At 73.8% G+C, this 18,241-nt stretch carries 15 protein-coding genes; 10 read left to right on the top strand and 5 right to left on the bottom strand.

Features of this window, described 5'->3' with window-relative positions; genetic code table 11:
- Nucleotides 1-171 precede the first annotated feature (171 nt).
- Both polA and ACH499_RS01075 read left to right on the top strand, forming a co-directional pair.
- Nucleotides 172-2,898: a DNA polymerase I gene (polA, locus tag ACH499_RS01080; RefSeq protein ID WP_399013089.1), complete on the top strand. Its 2,727-nt coding sequence runs from the start codon at nucleotides 172-174 to the stop codon at nucleotides 2,896-2,898.
- A gap of 489 nt (nucleotides 2,899-3,387) precedes the next feature.
- Nucleotides 3,388-3,738 (top strand): hypothetical protein, encoded by a 351-nt coding sequence (locus ACH499_RS01075; RefSeq protein WP_399013088.1) that lies wholly within the window; start codon nucleotides 3,388-3,390, stop codon nucleotides 3,736-3,738.
- Here ACH499_RS01075 and ACH499_RS01070 read toward each other — a convergent pair.
- On the bottom strand, nucleotides 3,659-4,513 hold the full coding sequence (locus ACH499_RS01070; protein WP_399013086.1) for a DUF4184 family protein: 855 nt from the start codon (nucleotides 4,511-4,513) through the stop codon (nucleotides 3,659-3,661). The two genes, ACH499_RS01075 and ACH499_RS01070, sit on opposite strands and share 80 nt — an antisense overlap.
- Before the next feature lie 255 nt (nucleotides 4,514-4,768).
- On the opposite strand from ACH499_RS01070, the gene ACH499_RS01065 reads away from it, so the two are divergent.
- Nucleotides 4,769-6,595: a lytic transglycosylase domain-containing protein gene (locus ACH499_RS01065; RefSeq protein WP_399013084.1), complete on the top strand. Its 1,827-nt coding sequence runs from the start codon at nucleotides 4,769-4,771 to the stop codon at nucleotides 6,593-6,595.
- A gap of 79 nt (nucleotides 6,596-6,674) precedes the next feature.
- Here the strand turns inward: ACH499_RS01065 and ACH499_RS01060 are convergent, their stop codons facing one another.
- Together ACH499_RS01060 and ACH499_RS01055 are read right to left on the bottom strand one after the other, a co-directional pair.
- Complete coding sequence (locus ACH499_RS01060) at nucleotides 6,675-9,554, bottom strand: ATP-dependent helicase C-terminal domain-containing protein (RefSeq protein ID WP_399013083.1); 2,880 nt, start codon at nucleotides 9,552-9,554, stop codon at nucleotides 6,675-6,677.
- A gap of 60 nt (nucleotides 9,555-9,614) precedes the next feature.
- Nucleotides 9,615-10,508, bottom strand: coding sequence for a methyltransferase domain-containing protein (locus ACH499_RS01055; RefSeq protein ID WP_356199979.1), 894 nt, complete (start codon nucleotides 10,506-10,508; stop codon nucleotides 9,615-9,617).
- 303 nt (nucleotides 10,509-10,811) lie between these two features.
- On the opposite strand from ACH499_RS01055, the gene rpsA reads away from it, so the two are divergent.
- The 4 genes from rpsA to ACH499_RS01035 all read left to right on the top strand — a co-directional run bounded on the left by rpsA (nucleotide 10,812) and on the right by ACH499_RS01035 (nucleotide 14,600).
- Nucleotides 10,812-12,311, top strand: coding sequence for a 30S ribosomal protein S1 (gene rpsA / locus ACH499_RS01050; protein ID WP_356199977.1), 1,500 nt, complete (start codon nucleotides 10,812-10,814; stop codon nucleotides 12,309-12,311).
- Nucleotides 12,312-12,515: 204 nt separating this feature from the next.
- Entirely contained in the window at nucleotides 12,516-13,454 is a 939-nt protein-coding gene (locus ACH499_RS01045) for a PAC2 family protein (protein WP_356199976.1), read from the top strand.
- Between the two features lie 67 nt (nucleotides 13,455-13,521).
- Complete coding sequence (gene coaE / locus ACH499_RS01040; protein ID WP_399013080.1) at nucleotides 13,522-14,127, top strand: dephospho-CoA kinase; 606 nt, start codon at nucleotides 13,522-13,524, stop codon at nucleotides 14,125-14,127.
- 92 nt (nucleotides 14,128-14,219) lie between these two features.
- Nucleotides 14,220-14,600 (top strand): tetratricopeptide repeat protein, encoded by a 381-nt coding sequence (locus tag ACH499_RS01035; protein ID WP_356199973.1) that lies wholly within the window; start codon nucleotides 14,220-14,222, stop codon nucleotides 14,598-14,600.
- A 121-nt stretch (nucleotides 14,601-14,721) separates the two neighbouring features.
- Here ACH499_RS01035 and ACH499_RS01030 read toward each other — a convergent pair whose 3' ends face one another.
- Nucleotides 14,722-15,048 carry a DUF6343 family protein gene (locus ACH499_RS01030; protein ID WP_399013078.1) on the bottom strand — a complete coding sequence of 109 codons (327 nt, stop codon included), beginning with the start codon at nucleotides 15,046-15,048 and terminating at the stop codon, nucleotides 14,722-14,724.
- 170 nt (nucleotides 15,049-15,218) lie between these two features.
- On the opposite strand from ACH499_RS01030, the gene ACH499_RS01025 reads away from it, so the two are divergent.
- Nucleotides 15,219-15,899 (top strand): class I SAM-dependent methyltransferase, encoded by a 681-nt coding sequence (locus ACH499_RS01025; protein ID WP_399013076.1) that lies wholly within the window; start codon nucleotides 15,219-15,221, stop codon nucleotides 15,897-15,899.
- Between the two features lie 137 nt (nucleotides 15,900-16,036).
- A complete protein-coding gene (locus tag ACH499_RS01020) occupies nucleotides 16,037-16,492 on the top strand; it encodes a DoxX family protein (protein ID WP_399013075.1) in 456 nt (151 codons plus the stop codon).
- A gap of 98 nt (nucleotides 16,493-16,590) precedes the next feature.
- Here ACH499_RS01020 and ACH499_RS01015 read toward each other — a convergent pair whose 3' ends face one another.
- Entirely contained in the window at nucleotides 16,591-17,127 is a 537-nt protein-coding gene (locus ACH499_RS01015; RefSeq protein ID WP_399013073.1) for an RNA-binding S4 domain-containing protein, read from the bottom strand.
- 376 nt (nucleotides 17,128-17,503) lie between these two features.
- On the opposite strand from ACH499_RS01015, the gene ACH499_RS01010 reads away from it, so the two are divergent.
- On the top strand, nucleotides 17,504-18,226 hold the full coding sequence (locus ACH499_RS01010) for a uracil-DNA glycosylase (protein ID WP_356199964.1): 723 nt from the start codon (nucleotides 17,504-17,506) through the stop codon (nucleotides 18,224-18,226).
- Nucleotides 18,227-18,241: the final 15 nt, after the last annotated feature.

The following is an 18,241-nucleotide window of genomic DNA, read 5'->3' as shown; positions in this document are numbered from 1 at the left end:
TACACGTGTGAGGTACGTCTCCGATCCTCGCACGCGCCACCGACAGCGACGCGGGCCGGGCGGGCCGGGGCCCGGCGGCGGCGCTCGCGGCGACCGGAGGCGGACGCTGCCGCTCCGGTCCGGCGGCGAGCGCGGGGACGGCTGTCAGTGGCACGTGGCAGGATCGGGGACGTGGCAGAGACAGCATCGAAGAAGACCGACAGCACCTCCGGCGGCGCCCGCCCGCGCCTGATGCTCATGGACGGGCACTCGCTGGCGTACCGCGCGTTCTTCGCGCTGCCCGCGGAGAACTTCACGACCGCGACGGGCCAGCCGACCAACGCGATCTACGGCTTCGCGTCGATGCTGGCCAACACGCTGCGTGACGAGGCGCCCACGCACTTCGCGGTGGCGTTCGACGTCTCCCGCAAGACCTGGCGCTCCGAGGAGTTCACGGAGTACAAGGCGAACCGCTCCAAGACCCCGGACGAGTTCAAGGGCCAGGTCGAGCTGATCGGCGAGCTGCTCGACGCGATGAACGTCACGCGCTTCGCCGTCGAGGGCTTCGAGGCCGACGACGTCATCGCCACGCTCGCCACGCAGGCCGAGGCCGAGGGCTTCGAGGTGCTGATCGTCACCGGCGACCGGGACTCCTTCCAGTTGGTCAGCGAGCACACCACGGTGCTGTATCCGACCAAGGGCGTCTCCGAGCTGACCCGGTTCACCCCGGAGAAGGTCGTCGAGAAGTACGGGCTGACCCCCGCCCAGTACCCCGACTTCGCCGCGCTGCGCGGCGACCCGTCGGACAACCTGCCGGGCATCCCGGGCGTCGGCGAGAAGACGGCCGCGAAGTGGATCAACCAGTTCGGGTCGTTCGCGGAGCTGGTGGAGCGCGTCGACGAGGTCAAGGGCAAGGCCGGGCAGAATCTGCGCGACCACCTGGAGTCCGTCAAGCTCAACCGCCGGCTCACCGAGCTGGAGCGGCGGGTGGAGCTGCCGAAGACGGTCACCGACCTGGAGCGTCCCGCGTACGACCGCAAGGGCGTGGCGATGATCCTGGACACCCTGGAGATCCGCAACCCGTCCCTGCGCGAGCGCCTCTTCGCCGTCGACCCGGGCGGCGAGGAGGCCGAGGCGGCACCGGTCGTCGCGGACGGCGTGGAGCTGGACGGCACGGTGCTGGGCACGGGCGAGGTGGCCGGCTGGCTCGCCGAGCACGGCACCCGGCCCCTCGGTGTGGCCACGGTCGACACCTGGGCGCTGGGCACCGGATCGGTCGCCGAGGTCGCGCTGGCCGCGTCCGACGGCAAGGCCGCCTGGTTCGACCCGTCCGAGCTGGACGAGGCCGACGAGCGGGCGTTCGCGGGCTGGCTGTCCGACGCGGACCGGCCGAAGGTCCTCCACAACGCCAAGGGCGCGATGCGCGTCTTCGCCGAGCACGGCTGGAGCGTCGCCGGCGTCGCCATGGACACCGCGCTCGCCGCCTACCTGGTCAAGCCGGGCCGCCGCTCCTTCGACCTGGACGCGCTGTCCCTGGAGTACCTGCACCGCGAGCTGGCCCCCGCCGCCGCGGCCGACGGCCAGCTCGCCTTCGGCGCGGACGACGCCGCCGAGGCCGAGGCGCTGATGGTGCAGGCCCGAGCGATCCTCGACCTGGGCGAGGCCTTCGAGGGACGCCTGCGGGAGGTCGGCGCCGCGGACCTGCTGCGCGACATGGAGCTGCCGACGTCCGCGCTGCTGGCCCGCATGGAGCGGCACGGCATCGCGGCCGACCGGGAGCACCTGAGGGCGATGGAGCAGATGTTCGCGGGCGCCGTCCAGCAGGCCGTCAAGGAGGCCCACGATGCGGCCGGACGCGAGTTCAACCTGGGCTCGCCCAAGCAGCTCCAGGAAGTGCTCTTCGGCGAGCTGAACCTGCCCAAGACGAAGAAGACCAAGACCGGTTACACGACGGACGCCGACGCCCTGGCCTGGCTGGCGACGCAGACCGACAACGAACTGCCGGTGATCATGCTCCGGCACCGTGAGCAGGCCAAGCTGCGCGTCACCGTCGAGGGCCTGATCAAGACGATCGCCGCGGACGGCCGCATCCACACCACGTTCAACCAGACGGTGGCCGCGACGGGCCGGCTGTCCTCGACCGACCCGAACCTGCAGAACATCCCGGTCCGCACGGACGAGGGCCGGGCGATCCGCCGCGGCTTCGTCGTCGGCGAGGGCTTCGAGTCGCTGATGACCGCCGACTACAGCCAGATCGAACTGCGCGTGATGGCCCACCTCTCCGAGGACGCGGGCCTGATCGAGGCGTTCACCTCCGGCGAGGACCTGCACACCACCGCGGCCGCGCAGGTGTTCTCCGTCGAGCAGTCGGCGGTGGACGCGGAGATGCGCCGCAAGATCAAGGCCATGTCCTACGGCCTGGCGTACGGCCTGTCGGCCTTCGGCCTGTCCCAGCAGCTCAACATCGAGGCGGCCGAGGCCAGGGGCCTGATGGACGCCTACTTCGAGCGGTTCGGCGGCGTACGGGACTATCTGCGCCGGGTCGTCGACGAGGCACGGGCCACCGGGTACACGGCGACCCTCTTCGGCCGCCGCCGCTACCTCCCCGACCTCAACAGCGACAACCGCCAGCGCCGCGAGGCGGCCGAGCGCATGGCCCTCAACGCCCCGATCCAGGGCACGGCGGCGGACATCGTCAAGATCGCCATGCTCAACGTCGACAAGGCGCTGCGCGAGGCGGACCTCAAGTCCCGCATGCTGCTCCAGGTGCACGACGAAATCGTGCTGGAGATCGCCCCCGGCGAGCGGGCGGCAGCGGAGGAACTCGTCCGCCGCGAAATGGCGAACGCCGTCACCCTCAGGGTCCCCCTGGGCGTCTCGGTCGGCTCGGGCCCGGACTGGGAGTCCGCCGCGCACTAGCCTCCGGCGCGGTTCGAGGCAGGGGCGGGGAGCAGGCGTTCCCCGCCCGGACGCCCCGCCCCCGGTACTCCCTCCGCTGCCGGCCGCCCGGCGCCGCCTGCGCCGGCCCGCCCTCGGCGTCAGCGTGCTCGAGCGCGTGGGGCCTGCGCGTCGGTGCCGGTGTGGCGCCTGGTCGGCGTGCGTCCCGACGCCTGCCCGTCGCGTGCGTCGGCCCCGCCCCTCGGGGTCCGTGCCGCGAGCGCGGTCGGCCTGCCCGGCGGCCCCCCCGTGCGCTCATCGCCGTCCGTCCGCATCGTGACGCCGGTGCGCCGAGCGCCGTCGGTCCGCTCCCCGTCTGCGCGGCGCCCGCCGCCCGCAGGGCACCGTCACTCAGGTGGCCCCCGCGGACAAGCCGCGCCCCGGGGGGCCCGTGAGGATGCGGGCATGGGTATACGCATGCTCCACCACCGGACGACACCGGCACGGGCAAGCACAGACGGACCCGCCCGCGTGCCACTCCTACGGGTCCCGGTCTTCGCACCGGGCGCAAGTACGGGCCGCACCCCCGCCACATTCGCGGCGGCCCTGGGCCGCACCGCCGCCGACCTCCGCCGCAGGCTCGTCCGCCGGGACCCGGCGGACGCGGCGCCCCCGCGCGGCACACCCGCCTGGCGCCTGTGGGCCGACCTGGCCCGCGGCTACCTGGCGCTCGCCCTCACGCTGCTGCCGCAGCCCCGCCCCGCCCGCACCTTCACCGTGTTCGTCGCGCCCGCCGACACCCTCAGCGCGCGACCCGCCGGTCCGGCACCGCACCGGCGTCTTCCGGGACGGCGGGACGCGGGGCCGGACGCCGCGCCCTGATCCCCACGGCACACAGCAGCAGCGCCGGGACCAGCCCCGCGCCCGCCCCGAAACAGACCGTGGGGATGAGTTCCCACGGCTTGGCGACCGCACCCCAGTGGTCCCACCACCGGGTCGCCCGCTGCACCGCCCCGGCCACCGCGCACCCGGCGAGCACCGCCCCCGCCCAGCACCGGTCCCGTACCGAGAGCACCGGGACGCCCGGTGGCCCGGCCGGGGCCTGCCGCCGGAGCGCCCGCACCACGAACACGGCGATCACGACCGCGGCCACCGCCGAACCCCCGTACTGCAGGTACCAGTACAGCGGCGAACCCGCGATCTCCCGGCCCAGCGCGGGAAACACCCGCATCCCCCACCGGTCGAGGTGCGTGAACGCGTCCCACACCACGTGCGTCAGCGCACCCAGCGCCGCCGACACGTACCACCACCCGGCAAGAGACGGCCGGACATCCGCGCGTACGGCTCCGCAGCGCAGCAGCGCCGCGACCCGTCCCTGCCGGGACCGCGGCAGCAGCGCCACCAACGGCTCACGGACCAGCAGCCACAGCCCCACCAGCGCCCAGGCGAGGACCACGTCGATCGTGAGGACGCCGGGGAAGGAGTGCGTCACGTCCCCGAACTCCATCGCACCGGACAGGAAACTCGCCGCGTAATAGGTGAGATCGGGCGCGAACGACCCCGCGACCATGACCGCCGGCACCAGGCGCCCCCGCCCGGTCCCGTCGCCGCGCACGGCGGGCAGCACGGCGGCCGCATGACTGAGGGTGAAGGGCAACGCTGCTCCTCATATGGCCAACTGGTGAATATCGGGCACGAACGGGTGCCCGTGCAAAGCAAGTTGTCGTAGGGTCGCCTGCGGCACCGTACGGGTCGAAGGGACGCTCGTCGTGCTCGGACGGTTGCGGGTACAACCCTCGGCCCGGGCCGCTCGTCACTCCACAGCGAGTACGGCGCGCGAGCACCACGGCCGGGCCGGGCGGAGACGGACGACGGAGACGGACGCGCGGGCGTCCACGGGAGGGGTCATTCTATGGCGGCGCAGTTCGACAGGAGGCTCCGCAAGGCGGCGGTCACCACCACCGTGGCAGCGGTCGCGGTCGCGGCCCTGTCCGCGTCCCAGGCCCCCGACGTGACCGCCGACGGCAACGGCAGGCGGACCACCGCCGACAGCGCGCCCTCGCCCTCCGCGCCCTCCGGCGACAGTGCCACCGGCAACTCGCCCTATTACACCGACCTGCCGCCGCTCAACAGTCCGAGCCCCGCACCCACGATCGGTACCCCCGTTACCCGCGGCCCCGCCGAGGCGGGCATACCCGCGACCGTCCTGGACGCGTACAAGAAGGCGGAGTCGGCGCTGCGCGAGGCCAAGCCCGGCTGCAACCTCCCGTGGCAACTCCTCGCCGCCATCGGCAAGGTGGAGTCCGGTCAGGCCCGCGGCGGCCGCGTCGACGCGAACGGCACCACCATCGGTCAGATCATCGGCCCGCAGCTCGACGGCAACGGCTTCGCCCTCATCAAGGACACCGACAACGGCGTCTACGACGGCAACAGCAGCTACGACAACGCCGTCGGCCCCATGCAGTTCATCCCGTCCACCTGGTCCTGGGCCGCCCGCGACGGCAACGGCGACGGCAAGAAGGATCCCAACAACGTCTACGACGCCGCCCTCGCCGCCGGTCACTACCTGTGCCGCAACGGCTGGGACCTGTCCGTCCAGTCCGACCTGAACCGCGCCATCCTCAGTTACAACAACTCGCAGGACTACCTGCACACGGTCCTGTCCTGGCTCGAGTACTACCGCAGGGGCACCCACGAGATTCCCGACGGCACCGGCGCGCTGCCGTCGGGCCGCAGCGACAACACCCCCGGCGCCGGACCGAGCCCGTCGCCCGGGGGCACCGGCACGCCCGGCTCCGCCGGATCCTCGGGCCCCGGCACGCCGACACCGAACCCGCCGGCCGCCAACCCGCCCGGTAAGCCCTCGCAGCCCGGCACCACGCCCCCCGGCACCACGCCCCCCGGCACCACGCCCCCCGGCGCCACCCCGCCGCCGAGTCCGGGGACCGAGACGCCCACCGACACGGTGCGCCGCCTGGAGAACGCCGGCACCGGCCGCCTCGGCGCCGTCGCGGGCAGCGCCTTCGCCGAGCGGATCAGCACACGGGCCGAGACCGGGGACGGCGAGCCCGTCGCCAAGGTGCGCATCCGCTTCACGATCATCGGCGACACGGACGCCACCTTCACCGGCGGCGAGAAGGTCGCCACCGTCGTCACCGGCAGCGCCGGAGTGGCCGCGGCGCCCGCACTGCGCGCCGGGGAGAAGACGGGCGCGTTCACCGTCCGGGCCACCGTCGTCGGCCGCACCCTGCCCGGCCTCGACTACCGGGCCACCGTCACCGAGCGCGTCGCCGACGCCCTCACCCGCACCGGCGACACGGCGCTCACCTGCACCGCGGGCGGCGAGTTCGCCGACCCGGTCGCGGTGAGGGCCACCTACAAGGGCGCCGCCGCGGGGGAGGTCGCCGTCGCCGCCACGCTCGTCAAGTCGGCGCTCGATGCGGCCGAGAACGACAAGGGCCCCTACTTCAAGGACGCCGACGGCAAGGCCGTGCGCACCCTGACCGGACTGCGGACCGACGCCGAGGGCCGGCTGACGCTGCCGAAGCTGTACGCGGACGACACGGCCGGCACGTTCGTGCTGCGACTGACCACCGCGGGCGGTGCCACGCTCGACGTCGAGCTGACGGTCGAGGCGGCGGCCGAGCCGGAGCCGTCGCCGACCCCGTCCACCGACGGCTCGTCGAGCCCCTCGGCCGAACCGTCGACGGAGCCGGCCACGACGGAGCCCACCGCCTAGGCGCCCGCAGGTCCAGGCACCCACCGGGGCGTCGCGCCGTCGTGGCGTGGCGCCCCCGGCCGTACGTCGCCGCGGACCGTCACGACCCGGCCGCGGACTCCCGCCCGAGCCGCGCCTTGGTGTGCCGCGTCGGCCGCGCCGAGGCCGGGTCCTCGGGCCACGGATGCTTCGGGTACCGGCCGCGCAGTTCCGCCCGTACGCCCCTGTAGCCGTCCCGCCAGAAGGAGGCCAGGTCGGCGGTGACCGCGGCCGGACGGCCGGCGGGGGAGAGGAGGTGGACGAGGAGGGGCACCCCGGCGATCTCGGGCGACCGCTGGAGCCCGAACATCTCCTGCAGCTTCACCGCGAGCACGGGCCGTTCCGGGTCGTCGTAGTCGATCCGGACGCGGGACCCGCTGGGCACGGTGATCCGTTCCGGGGCGAGTTCGTCCAGCCGCGCCGCCTCGCCCGAGGCCCAGGGCAGCAGCCGCGCGAGTGCCTGCCCGGCGTCGATCCGCGCCAGGTCGGCGCGCCGGCGGGCCCGGCCGAGCTCCGGCTCCAGCCACTCGTCCACGCGCGCGTGGAGCGCGTCGTCCGAGACGTCCGGCCAGGGCTCGCCCAGGTGCAGCCGCAGGAACGCGAGCCGCTGCCGCAGCACCAGGGCATCGGCCGACCAGCGCAGCAGCCCGAGGCCCTCCTGCCGCAGCCCCTCCAGCAGGGCGTCCCGTACGAGCCCGGGGGCGGCGTCGGCCGGCGGCCCCACGGACAGCTCGACGGCCCCCAGCCGTTCGACCCGCCGGGCCACCACGTCGCCGTCGGCCCAGTGCACCTCGTCCCGCTCCGCCAGCAGCGCGCCCGCCGCGAGCCGGGCCGTCGCCTCGTCGACCACCGCCCCGAGCCGCACGCGCGCGTGCCCCCGGCCCACGGGCCGGTCGGCCACGGCCACGGCGATCCACGGCGCGTCCCGCAGCCGGGACCCCTCCGGCAGCTCCGCCCGTGTTCCGGAGACCATCAGATACGACCCCCCGTCCTTCCGGGCCACCCGCTCGGGAAACGCGAGAGCGACCACGAGCCCGACGAGCGCGTCCTCCGGAAGCCCGGCGCCGGCCCCGCGACGCCCACGGAGCCCCGCCCGGCCCCCGCCGCCCTCCGCCCCGGCGCCGGTGTCCTCGGCCCGGCGGTCCCGCGAGGCGGCACCGCGCGCCCGGTCCCCCCGGGCACCGTCGTCGTCCGGCACGGCTTCCCCCGCCCCGCGACCGCCCTCCGTCCGGCCGCCGTGGCGGGGGCTCTCCGACGAGGCGCCCCGCGCCCGGCCACCCTCCTCGGCGCGGCCGGAACGACCACCGGCCTCCACCGGACCACCACGGCCGCCGGCCTCGACTTCTGTGCCCTCCCCGCGCCCGCCCTGCCCACCGGCGCCGTCCCCCGCGCCCGGCCACGTACCGGCGTCATCGTCGTCCGGTGCCCCCGCGCCCCGTACGCCGTACTCCGTCGCCGCCGACCGCAGGCGGCGGGCCTCCGTCCGCCACCGGGCCGCGTACGCGTCGCCTGCGCGCCGGGCGGTGCGCAGCGCGGACGCCAGGTCGTCCCCGTACTCCCGCGGAGGCTCCTCGCTGAGCAGCGCGACCACCTCCGCCACCGCTCCGGAGCCGCCCGCGTCGAGCAGCGCCCGTCCCAGCCGGGGATGCACCCCCAGCCGCGACAGCCGCACGCCCCGTTCGGTGCCCCGCCCCGCCGCGTCCACCGCGCCCACGGCCGCCAGCACCGACCGCGCCGCCGCCATCGCCCCGCCCGGCGGCGGATCCAGCAGCGCCAGCCCGGAGGCGTCCGGGTCGCCCCAGCACGCCGCCTGCAGAGCGAACGCCGTCAGGTCGGCCACCTTGATCTCCGGCGACGGGAAGGCCGGTACCCGGGCGTCCTCCGCCTCCGTCCAGCAGCGGTAGACCGTGCCGGGAGCCTCACGCCCCGCCCGCCCGGCCCGCTGCCGTGCCGCGGCCCGCGAGGCGCGCACCGTGGTCAGCGCGCTCAGCCCCCGTGCGTGGTCCACCCGCGGCTCACGCGCCAGCCCGGCGTCCACGACCACCCGCACACCCGGCACCGTCAGCGAGGACTCCGCGACCGAGGTCGCCAGCACGACCCGACGCCCCGCCCCCGGGGACAGCACCGCGTCCTGCACGGCGGCCGGCGCCCGCCCGTGCACCTGGAGCACCTCGACGTCCCCGAGGCCGCCCAGCAGCCCCGCGACCCGGGTGATCTCCCCGACGCCCGGCAGGAAGCACAGCACGTCCCCGTCCCGCTCGGCCAGCGCCCGCCGGACCACCGACGCCACGTGCGCGAGCAGCGCCGGATCCACCCGCATTCCGTGCGGCGGCCGCACGGGACGCGCCGGCGGCGCCCACACCACCTCCACGGGGTACGACACCCCGCGCGCCTCCACGACCGGCGCTCCGCCCAGCAGCCGCGCCCAGCCCTCCGCGTCCGTCGTCGCCGACGCGGCCACCAGCCGCAGCTCCGGCCGGAGCGTCTGCCGCACGTCCCACAGGAACGCCGCCGTCGTGTCCGCGTCCAGGTGCCGCTCGTGGCACTCGTCCAGCACCACCGCGTCGACACCCGTCAGCTCCTGGTCCCGCTGGAGCCGCTGGAGCAGCACTCCGGTCGTGACGACCTCCACGCGCGTGTGCCGCCCGACCACCCGCTCCCCGCGCACCGTGTACCCGACGCCCGCGCCGGGCCTCTCGCCCAGCAGCCACGCCATCCGCCGGGCCGCCGCCCGCGCCGCGATCCGCCGCGGCTCGGCCACGACCACGCGCCGCGCGGGCCCCTCGCCCAGCAGCCCGGCCAGCGCGAGCGGCACCAGCGTGGTCTTGCCGGTGCCGGGCGGGGCGACCAGCACCGCGGTGCCGGGGCCGTCCAGGGCCTCGCGGAGGGCGGGCAGGGCATCGCGTACGGGGAGGGCGTCCAGGGCGTCGTAACGGATCACGCCCCCAGTGTCGTACGCCGGCGAAACCGTCCCCACGCACGCGTGCCCGGTGCGAGCGGGTCAGTCCCGCTCGCACACGAAGATCGCCGTGCCGGGGATCAGATGGCCGCGCAGCGGCGACCAGCCGCCCCACTCGGACGTGTTCCAGTCCGGCCACTCCGGCTCCACCAGGTCCACCAGCCGGAACCCCGACGTGACGACGTCCCGCACCCGGTCGCCGAGCGTCCTGTGGTGCTCGACGTACACCGCGCGGCCCTCGTCGTCCTGCTCGACGTACGGCGTGCGGTCGAAGTAGGAGGCGGACACCGAAAGCCCCTCGGGGCCCGGCTCGTCCGGGAAGGCCCAGCGCACCGGATGGGTCACCGAGAAGACGAAACGCCCCCCGGGCCGCAGCACCCGGCGCACCTCCCGCAGCACCAGCCGCGGATCGGCGACGAACGGCAGCGCCCCGTACGCCGAGCACGCCAGGTCGAAGGAGGCGTCCGCGAAGGGCAGCACGGCCGCGTCGGCGCAGACCAGGGGGAACGAGCCCCCGATGCGCAGCGCGTGCTGGAGCTGGCGGTGGGAGAGGTCCAGGGCCACCGGACGCGCGCCCTGGGCGGCCAGCCAGCGCGCGCACTGGGCGGCTCCGGCACCGATCTCCAGGACGTCCTTGCCCTTCAGGTCCTCCACCGGGCCGAGGAGCTGGGCCTCCACCTCGTCGAGGCCCTCGGGACACCACACGAAGCGGTCGTCGCCGAGGAAGGTGCCGTGCTCGATCTGGTACTCGTCCGCGTTCCGGTCCCACCAGCCGCGGTTGGCGCGGGCGCTCTCCGTGACACCGGCGGCACGCCGAGTGGCCTCGGGTTCCGTCTCTTCCGCTGCGGACGTTGCGGGCTCTTGGATGACCGGCTCCCTCGTACTAGTCTGCGGCTCTTCCGGGTGGCTGCGCCCTGGTGTCGCACGGGACGCCATGGGGTCCACGTGGCCTCCGGAGACGGCACTTGCGCCGGATATGCGGCGATCTGCCCCGGGTGTGCGGCTTCGCGCATTGACCATGCCCGGCCGCCCCCGTATGCTACAAGTTGCGCTGCGGGCCTGCGCACCTCAGACGTAGCAGGTCGCGCTCGCATCTGTTGTATGTCCCCTCGGTTCTCGGGGCGCCACAAGTATTTCCGTGTGGTGCTTCTTTGGCTGTCCGGCTTCTGCAGAGCGAAACGGGCTCCCGGCGTAAGCAGTACCTACGACTTCAATGTCCGTACCGGAGCCCTTTCCCACATGACGAGCAGCACCGAGACCACCGCCACCACCCCGCAGGTTGCGGTCAACGACATCGGTAACGAGGAAGCCTTCCTCGCAGCGATCGACGAGACGATCAAGTACTTCAACGACGGCGACATCGTCGACGGCGTCATCGTGAAGGTCGACCGGGACGAGGTCCTGCTCGACATCGGTTACAAGACCGAAGGTGTCATCCCGAGCCGCGAGCTCTCGATCAAGCACGACGTCGACCCCAACGAGGTCGTCGCCGTCGGTGACGAGATCGAGGCCCTGGTCCTCCAGAAGGAGGACAAGGAAGGCCGCCTGATCCTCTCGAAGAAGCGCGCCCAGTACGAGCGTGCCTGGGGCACCATCGAGAAGATCAAGGAAGAGGACGGCATCGTCACCGGTACCGTCATCGAGGTCGTCAAGGGTGGTCTCATCCTCGACATCGGCCTCCGCGGCTTCCTCCCGGCCTCCCTGGTCGAGATGCGCCGCGTCCGCGACCTCCAGCCCTACGTGGGCAAGGAGCTCGAGGCGAAGATCATCGAGCTGGACAAGAACCGCAACAACGTGGTCCTGTCCCGCCGTGCCTGGCTGGAGCAGACCCAGTCCGAGGTGCGCCAGACGTTCCTCACCACCCTCCAGAAGGGTCAGGTGCGCTCCGGCGTCGTCTCCTCGATCGTCAACTTCGGTGCCTTCGTGGACCTGGGTGGCGTCGACGGTCTGGTCCACGTCTCCGAGCTGTCCTGGAAGCACATCGACCACCCGTCCGAGGTTGTCGAGGTCGGCCAGGAAGTCACCGTCGAGGTCCTCGACGTCGACATGGACCGCGAGCGCGTCTCCCTGTCGCTGAAGGCGACCCAGGAAGACCCGTGGCAGCAGTTCGCCCGCACCCACCAGATCGGCCAGGTCGTGCCCGGCAAGGTCACGAAGCTGGTTCCGTTCGGTGCGTTCGTCCGCGTGGACGAGGGCATCGAGGGTCTGGTCCACATCTCCGAGCTGGCCGAGCGCCACGTGGAGATCCCGGAGCAGGTCGTCCAGGTCAACGACGAGATCTTCGTCAAGGTCATCGACATCGACCTCGAGCGTCGCCGCATCAGCCTCTCGCTGAAGCAGGCCAACGAGGCCTTCGGTGCCGACCCGTCGGCGGTCGAGTTCGACCCGACCCTGTACGGCATGGCCGCGTCCTACGACGACCAGGGCAACTACATCTACCCCGAGGGCTTCGACCCCGAGACCAACGACTGGCTCGAGGGCTACGAGAAGCAGCGCGAGGAGTGGGAGCGCCAGTACGCCGAGGCGCAGACCCGCTTCGAGCAGCACCAGGCGCAGGTCATCAAGTCCCGCGAGGCGGACGAGAAGGCCGCTGCCGAGGGTGGCGACACCGCGGGTGCGGCTCCGGCCGCGTCCGGTGGCGGTTCGTACTCCTCCGAGGGTGGCGACAACTCCGGCGCCCTGGCGTCGGACGAGGCGCTGGCGGCGCTGCGCGAGAAGCTGGCCGGCGGCCAGAGCTGATCGCGGGCCGCTGAGGCCTGAGCGTTGACCGAGGGGCCGTACCTTTCCGAGGTGCGGCCCCTCGGTGCTGTCCGGGTGCAGTGACCCTGCTGTCCGCCGGGGCCCGCTGCGACTCCGCTTTCAAGATCACAGCGCTCTCCGTGGGGAATGTCCGCCCCCGTCCCCGCGTTGTCACCTGTGAACACGAGGAGGGGAGCAGTCACTGTGCTTGATCCGCAGGGTTTGTACACATGGGAGCCGAAGGGCCTGGCAGTGGTCGACATGGCACTCGCCCAGGAGTCGGCCGGGCTGGTCATGCTCTACCACTTCGACGGATACATCGACGCCGGGGAGACCGGCGACCAGATCGTCGACCAGGTGCTGGACTCACTGCCCCACCAGGTCGTCGCACGCTTCGACCACGACCGTCTCGTGGACTACCGGGCCCGCCGCCCGCTGCTGACCTTCAAACGCGACACCTGGGCCGACTACGAGGAGCCCACCCTCGAGGTGCGGGTCGTCCAGGACGCCACCGGCGCGCCCTTCCTGCTGCTGTCCGGCCCCGAACCGGACGTCGAGTGGGAGCGCTTCGCCGCCGCCGTGACGCAGATCGTCGAGCGGCTCGGCGTCCGCCTGGCGGTCAACTTCCACGGCATCCCCATGGGCGTCCCGCACACCCGCCCCGTCGGCATCACGCCGCACGGCAACCGCACCGACCTGGTCCCGGGCCACCGCAGCCCCTTCGAGGAGGCGCAGGTGCCCGGCAGCGCCGCGGCACTGGTCGAGTACCGGCTCATGCAGGCCGGCCACGAGGTGCTGGGCGTCGCTGCGCACGTGCCGCACTACATCGCCCGCTCCGCCTACCCCGACGCCGCGCTGACCGTGCTGGAGGCCATTACGGCGGCGACCGGGCTGGTCCTGCCCGGCATCGCGCACGCCCTGCGCACGGAGGCGCACCGCACCCAGACCGAGATCGACCGGCAGGTCCAGGAGGGCGACGAGGAACTCACCGTGCTCGTCCAGGGCCTGGAGCACCAGTACGACGCCGCCGCGGGCGCCGAGACCCGGGGCAACATGCTCGCCGAGCCGGTCGAGATCCCGTCGGCGGACGAGATCGGCCGCGAGTTCGAACGGTTCCTGGCCGAGCGCGAGGGCGAGGCCTGAGGCCGGGAGCCCGCGGCGCGGCGCCCCGTCCGAGGCGCCGTCATCGGCAGGCCCTAAGCTTCCGCCCATGCTGAAGGTGGGCCTGACCGGCGGGATCGGCGCCGGCAAGAGCGAGGTGTCCCGGCTGCTCGTCGAGCACGGCGCCGTACTGATCGACGCGGACCGGATCGCGCGCGAGGTCGTCGCGCCGGGCACCCCGGGGCTCGCGTCGGTCGTGGAGGCGTTCGGCGAGGACGTGCTCGCCGCCGACGGCAGCCTCGACCGGCCGAAGCTGGGCTCGATCGTCTTCGCGGACGCGGAGAGACTGGCCGTGCTCAACTCGATCGTGCACCCCCTCGTCGGCGCCCGCTCCCGCGAACTCGAACAGGCCGCCGCCCCGGACGCCGTCGTCGTCCACGACGTCCCGCTGCTGACGGAGAACGGCCTCGCGCCGCTGTACGACCTCGTCGTCGTCGTGGACGCGGACCCCGCGACCCAGCTCGACCGGCTCGTGCGGCTGCGCGGCATGACGGAGGAGGACGCCCGCGCACGCATGGCCGCCCAGGCGACGCGTGAACAGCGCCGGGCGGTCGCGGACGTCGTCATCGACAACGACGTCCCGCTGGAGGAGCTGCGGCGGCGTGTGGACGAGGTGTGGGCGGAGCTGCTGCGGCGGGCGCGCACGTCCGTGTGATGCCCCGCCGAGGGCCTCGCGGCCGTGGTCGTCCCCGGAATAGCGGCCTTCACGCGGGCGTTGACCTCCTCCAGCGAGGGAAGGAATCAGCCGTGCCCGAGACCAGCGGTTCGAACGGACGGACTCCGGAGACGAACGTCATCGACTTCCGCGCCGCCGAGCAACTGCTCGCCGCGCGGGACCCGCGGGGCGCGGTGAAGCTCCTCGACGCGGTGATCGCCGCGCACCCCGAGAGCACCGCGGCACGGCTGCTGCGGGCTCGTGCCTTCTTCGCCGCGGCGCAGCTCCGACCCGCCGAGCTGGAGTTCACCATCGTCCTGGAACGCGAGCCGGACAACGCCTTCGCGCACTTCGCCCTGGCCCGCACCTTCGAACGCCGGGGCTGTCCCGACCAGGCCAGGCGCCACTTCCGGCTGGCGGCGGCCTTGGACCCGAACCCGGAGTATCTCCAGCAGGCGCGGTTCGATTCCTGACCCCTCTCGACAGCCTCGGCTTCGTGGTGAGCCCTGCGCTGTGGGGCGCGCGGAGCCGGGGTTTCACGGTCAGAGAGAGACCGGGGCTTCACAGGTCAGGGGGTGATTGGGGTCGCACGGGTCAGGGGTGACCGGGGCCTCGCGGCCGACCGGGTCCGCGGGTCGGGGAGCCCGGCGGGCCGGTCCGTGTGCGGGCGTCCGGGGGCGGGTACGGCGGGACGTCCGGGCCGGGCTGATAGTGCGGACCCTGGCGGATGTGCCGGAGGATCACGGCCAGGTCGATCGTGATGATCAGCCACAGCACGCCGCAGGCTGCGGCCCAGCCGGGCCGCCCGGTGAGCGCGAAGACGGCGGTCCCGAAGACCGCCCAGACGAGTCCCCACACGCTCAGCCAGAACCGCGCCCGCAGGGCACTGCGCGCGGTTGCCGGTTCACTGCCCGTACGCATGGTGATGACCACTCCACTGGAAAACGTACTCCCGGAGCGAGGCGAGGGCCAATGAGCCGCCGTACCCGGTCCGCGGGGGGACGCCGCGTGCGTTCACTCGGTCGGGTGAAACGGGTGAGTGGGGGAACAGCTGTGCGGGGCAGGCCCGTTGGACGGGCATGGAGCTGAAAATGCGAGAGGGGCACCGGGGGACGGGGCCCGGAGCCATCACCCCGGACGGCTGCGCGGTCGAGCTCTATTCGCGTCTGCCCGTCGGGGACGAGCCCGACATCGTGACCATGGCCGCGCCGGCGGGCGCACGCATCCTGGAGCTGGGCTGCGGGGTGGGCCGGGTGACCCGGCCGCTGGTGGAGCGAGGTTTCTCGGTCACGGCGGTCGACGAGTCCGCCGAGATGCTGGCGCGCGTGAGCGGGGCACGGACGATACGCAGCCCGATCGAGGACCTCGACCTGGGGGAGAGGTTCGACGTCGTGATGCTGGCGTCGTTCCTCGTCCACACCGCCGACCCGGAGGTGAGGAGAGGACTGCTGAGTACCTGCGTCCGGCACGTCGCGGAGGGCGGCAGCGTGCTGATCCAGAGGGAGGGCGCGGACTACCACACGAACGTGCCGCGCCAACGCGTGGACCCCAGCGGCTTCACCGTACGGATCGTGTCGGCGCAGCCGGTCGGCGACGGGGTCAACTCGGTTCACGTGGAGTACGAGTTCCCCGACGCGGTCTGGACGCAGACCTTCCGCGCCCGTCCGCTGACCGGGGAGCAGTTCGACCGTGCGCTCGCGGAATCGGGGCTGAGAGTGGACCGGTGTCTCACTGAGGACGGGACCTGGGTGCGGGCGGTCCCCGTGGGTTAGGGGGCCGGGGGAGGCTCACGGGGCACAGGATCTTCCGGAAAGGGGGGTGATCTCGGCGCGGAGAGCGATGAGTCGCGGGGTGCGCGGCGGTCTACCTCCCCGACAGCAGCACGGACCGCTCAGCCCGGGAGACCGCCATGTCCGAGACCACCGCCTCCGTCACTTCCGTCGCACCCGCCACCTGCGTGACGTCCGTCCCGTGGACTCGTCGGAGGGGTGCCCGGATCGCACTGCGCGGTGTGCAGGTGCTCCTCGCGCTGTTCTTCGCCGGCGCGAGCGCGATGCCCAAACTGATCGCTCACCCGTCGGCGGCCGACACCTTCGCCGAGATGGGCTGGGGGGATGCCGGGATGTACGCCGTCGGCGTGCTCGAACTGGCCGGGGCGGTCGCCCTGCTCGTCCCGGTGCTCCAGTCGGTGGCGGCGACGGCACTGAGCGCGCTGATGGTGGGGGCGTTCGTCGTCCAGCTCACCTGCTTCGACGGTGAGAACGCGGCGACGCCGCTCATCCTGATGGTGCCGTTGCTGTTCGTCGCCCGGGCCCGCAGGGAGCACAACACGAAGCTGCTCCGGCTGCTGGGCAGGCGCGCCTGACCGGGCGACCACCGCTGCCACCGCCGTCGTCGCGGCCGGGCCACCACGCGCTTCGCCGCCCGCTCACGGACCGGTCCGTGAGCGGGCGGCGAAGCGGCTCAGTGACCGTCCGGGCGGCCCAGGCCCTGCGAACCACGCAGGCGTTCCAGCTCGCGCCGGTCGCGCTTGGTCGGGCGGCCGGCGCCGCGGTCCCGGATGCCGGCCGGGGCGACGGCCTCGCGGGGCGGGGGCGGCGGGGAGTTGTCGACGTAGCACTGGACGGCGACCGGGGCCCCGACGCGCTTGCGGATCAGCCGCTTCACGACGACGACCCGTTCCCGGCCCTCGTGCCGCAGGCGCACCTCGTCGCCGACACGCAGGGAGTACGCGGGCTTCACACGCTCGCCGTTCACCCTGACGTGACCGCCCCGGCAGGCGGTCGCGCCGAGGGAGCGGGTCTTGATCAGGCGTACGGCCCAGATCCAGCTGTCGACGCGGACGCTCTCGCCGTTCTGAGGCCCGGCGGCCTCGGCGGCGGCGATCGCGGCCGCGGTCTTCGGGGCCGGGGCGGCCTGGCCGGCGGCCTTCGTCTCGGCTGCGGAATCCCGTGCGGCCGTCGCCCCGCCGTTCCCGCCCTCGTCATGCTCGGAAGCCATGTTCCGACCTTAGCCGCCCGGCGGCGCGCGGGGGATCGGTCCCCGACGGGACGGCCGGTTCGGGGGCGTGGTGGTCGGGGAGGGGGGAGGTGGTCCCGCGGCCGGCCAGGACGGCGGTCGGGCGGTACCGCGGACAGGCGGGGATGCGGCCGCCCGGCCTCGCGGACAGACGGAACCGCGGCCGAGGCTCGGCGGACAGGTGGAACGGCGGCCCGGTGGTCCTGAGGAGCGGGGGAACAGGGGCCCGGGGGTCCCCGAGGACCGCCCGGCGGTCCGGAGGACAGGTGGAACCTCGGCTCTCCCGGCGGCTGTCCCGCGGAGTCAGTGACCCAGCGGCCCCGTGGTTTCGTGGCCCGGTGGTCTTACGGTGGGTGGCATGGACAGCAGCGCCCTCACCGCACTCGACCGGCGGATCGCGGGATGCACGGCCTGTCCGAGACTCGTCGCCTGGCGGGAGGAGGTGGCCCGCACCAAGCGGGCGGCCTTCGCCGACTGGACGTACTGGGGGCGGCCGGTGCCCGGCTTCGGACCGCCCGACGCGCGCCTGCTGATCGTGGGGCTCGCTCCCGCGGCCCACGGCGGCAACCGCACCGGCCGGATGTTCACCGGCGACCGCTCCGGAGACGTGCTGTACCAGGCGCTGTACGACGTGGGGCTCGCCTCCCAGCCCACCGCCGTCCGTGCCGACGACGGCCTGGAGCTGTACGGCGTGCGCGTCACCTCTCCGGTGCACTGTGCTCCGCCCGCCAACAAGCCCACCCCCGCCGAGCGCGACACCTGCCGTCCCTGGCTCGTGCGGGAACTGGGGCTGCTGCGGCCGACGCTGCGGGCGGTGGTGGTCCTCGGCGCCTTCGGGTGGCAGGCCGCGCTGCCCGCGTTCACCGCGGCGGGCTGGACCGTTCCCCGGCCCCGGCCCCCGTTCGCCCACGGCACCCGCGTCACCCTGCACGCGCCCGACGAGGCCGAGCTGCACCTCTTCGGCTGCTTCCACGTCAGCCAGCGCAACACCTTCACCGGCCGGCTCACCCCCCGGATGCTCCGGGACGTGCTGCGCACGGCGGCCGGGACGGCGGGGCTGCCCACGACGGAAAAGGGATGAGGGACAGGCGCCGGC

The organism is Streptomyces sp. NPDC018947 (assembly GCF_044390505.1).
In the GTDB taxonomy this organism is placed as follows: Bacteria; Actinomycetota; Actinomycetes; order Streptomycetales; family Streptomycetaceae; genus Streptomyces.
Note: the sequence above shows the minus strand (reverse complement) of the source record. Positions and strands in the feature narration are given on the sequence as shown.

What these genes read in the sequence shown, in the direction of transcription:
- ACH499_RS01065 (WP_399013084.1), top strand. Translation starts at nt 4,769, where the DNA reads ATGGCGGCGCAGTTCGACAGGAGGCTCCGCAAGGCGGCGGTCACCACC.
- ACH499_RS01055 (WP_356199979.1), bottom strand. Translation starts at nt 10,508, where the DNA reads ATGGCGTCCCGTGCGACACCAGGGCGCAGCCACCCGGAAGAGCCGCAG.
- rpsA (WP_356199977.1), top strand. Translation starts at nt 10,812, where the DNA reads ATGACGAGCAGCACCGAGACCACCGCCACCACCCCGCAGGTTGCGGTC.
- coaE (WP_399013080.1), top strand. Translation starts at nt 13,522, where the DNA reads ATGCTGAAGGTGGGCCTGACCGGCGGGATCGGCGCCGGCAAGAGCGAG.
- ACH499_RS01030 (WP_399013078.1), bottom strand. Translation starts at nt 15,048, where the DNA reads ATGCGTACGGGCAGTGAACCGGCAACCGCGCGCAGTGCCCTGCGGGCG.
- ACH499_RS01025 (WP_399013076.1), top strand. Translation starts at nt 15,219, where the DNA reads ATGCGAGAGGGGCACCGGGGGACGGGGCCCGGAGCCATCACCCCGGAC.
- ACH499_RS01020 (WP_399013075.1), top strand. Translation starts at nt 16,037, where the DNA reads ATGTCCGAGACCACCGCCTCCGTCACTTCCGTCGCACCCGCCACCTGC.
- ACH499_RS01015 (WP_399013073.1), bottom strand. Translation starts at nt 17,127, where the DNA reads ATGGCTTCCGAGCATGACGAGGGCGGGAACGGCGGGGCGACGGCCGCA.
- ACH499_RS01010 (WP_356199964.1), top strand. Translation starts at nt 17,504, where the DNA reads ATGGACAGCAGCGCCCTCACCGCACTCGACCGGCGGATCGCGGGATGC.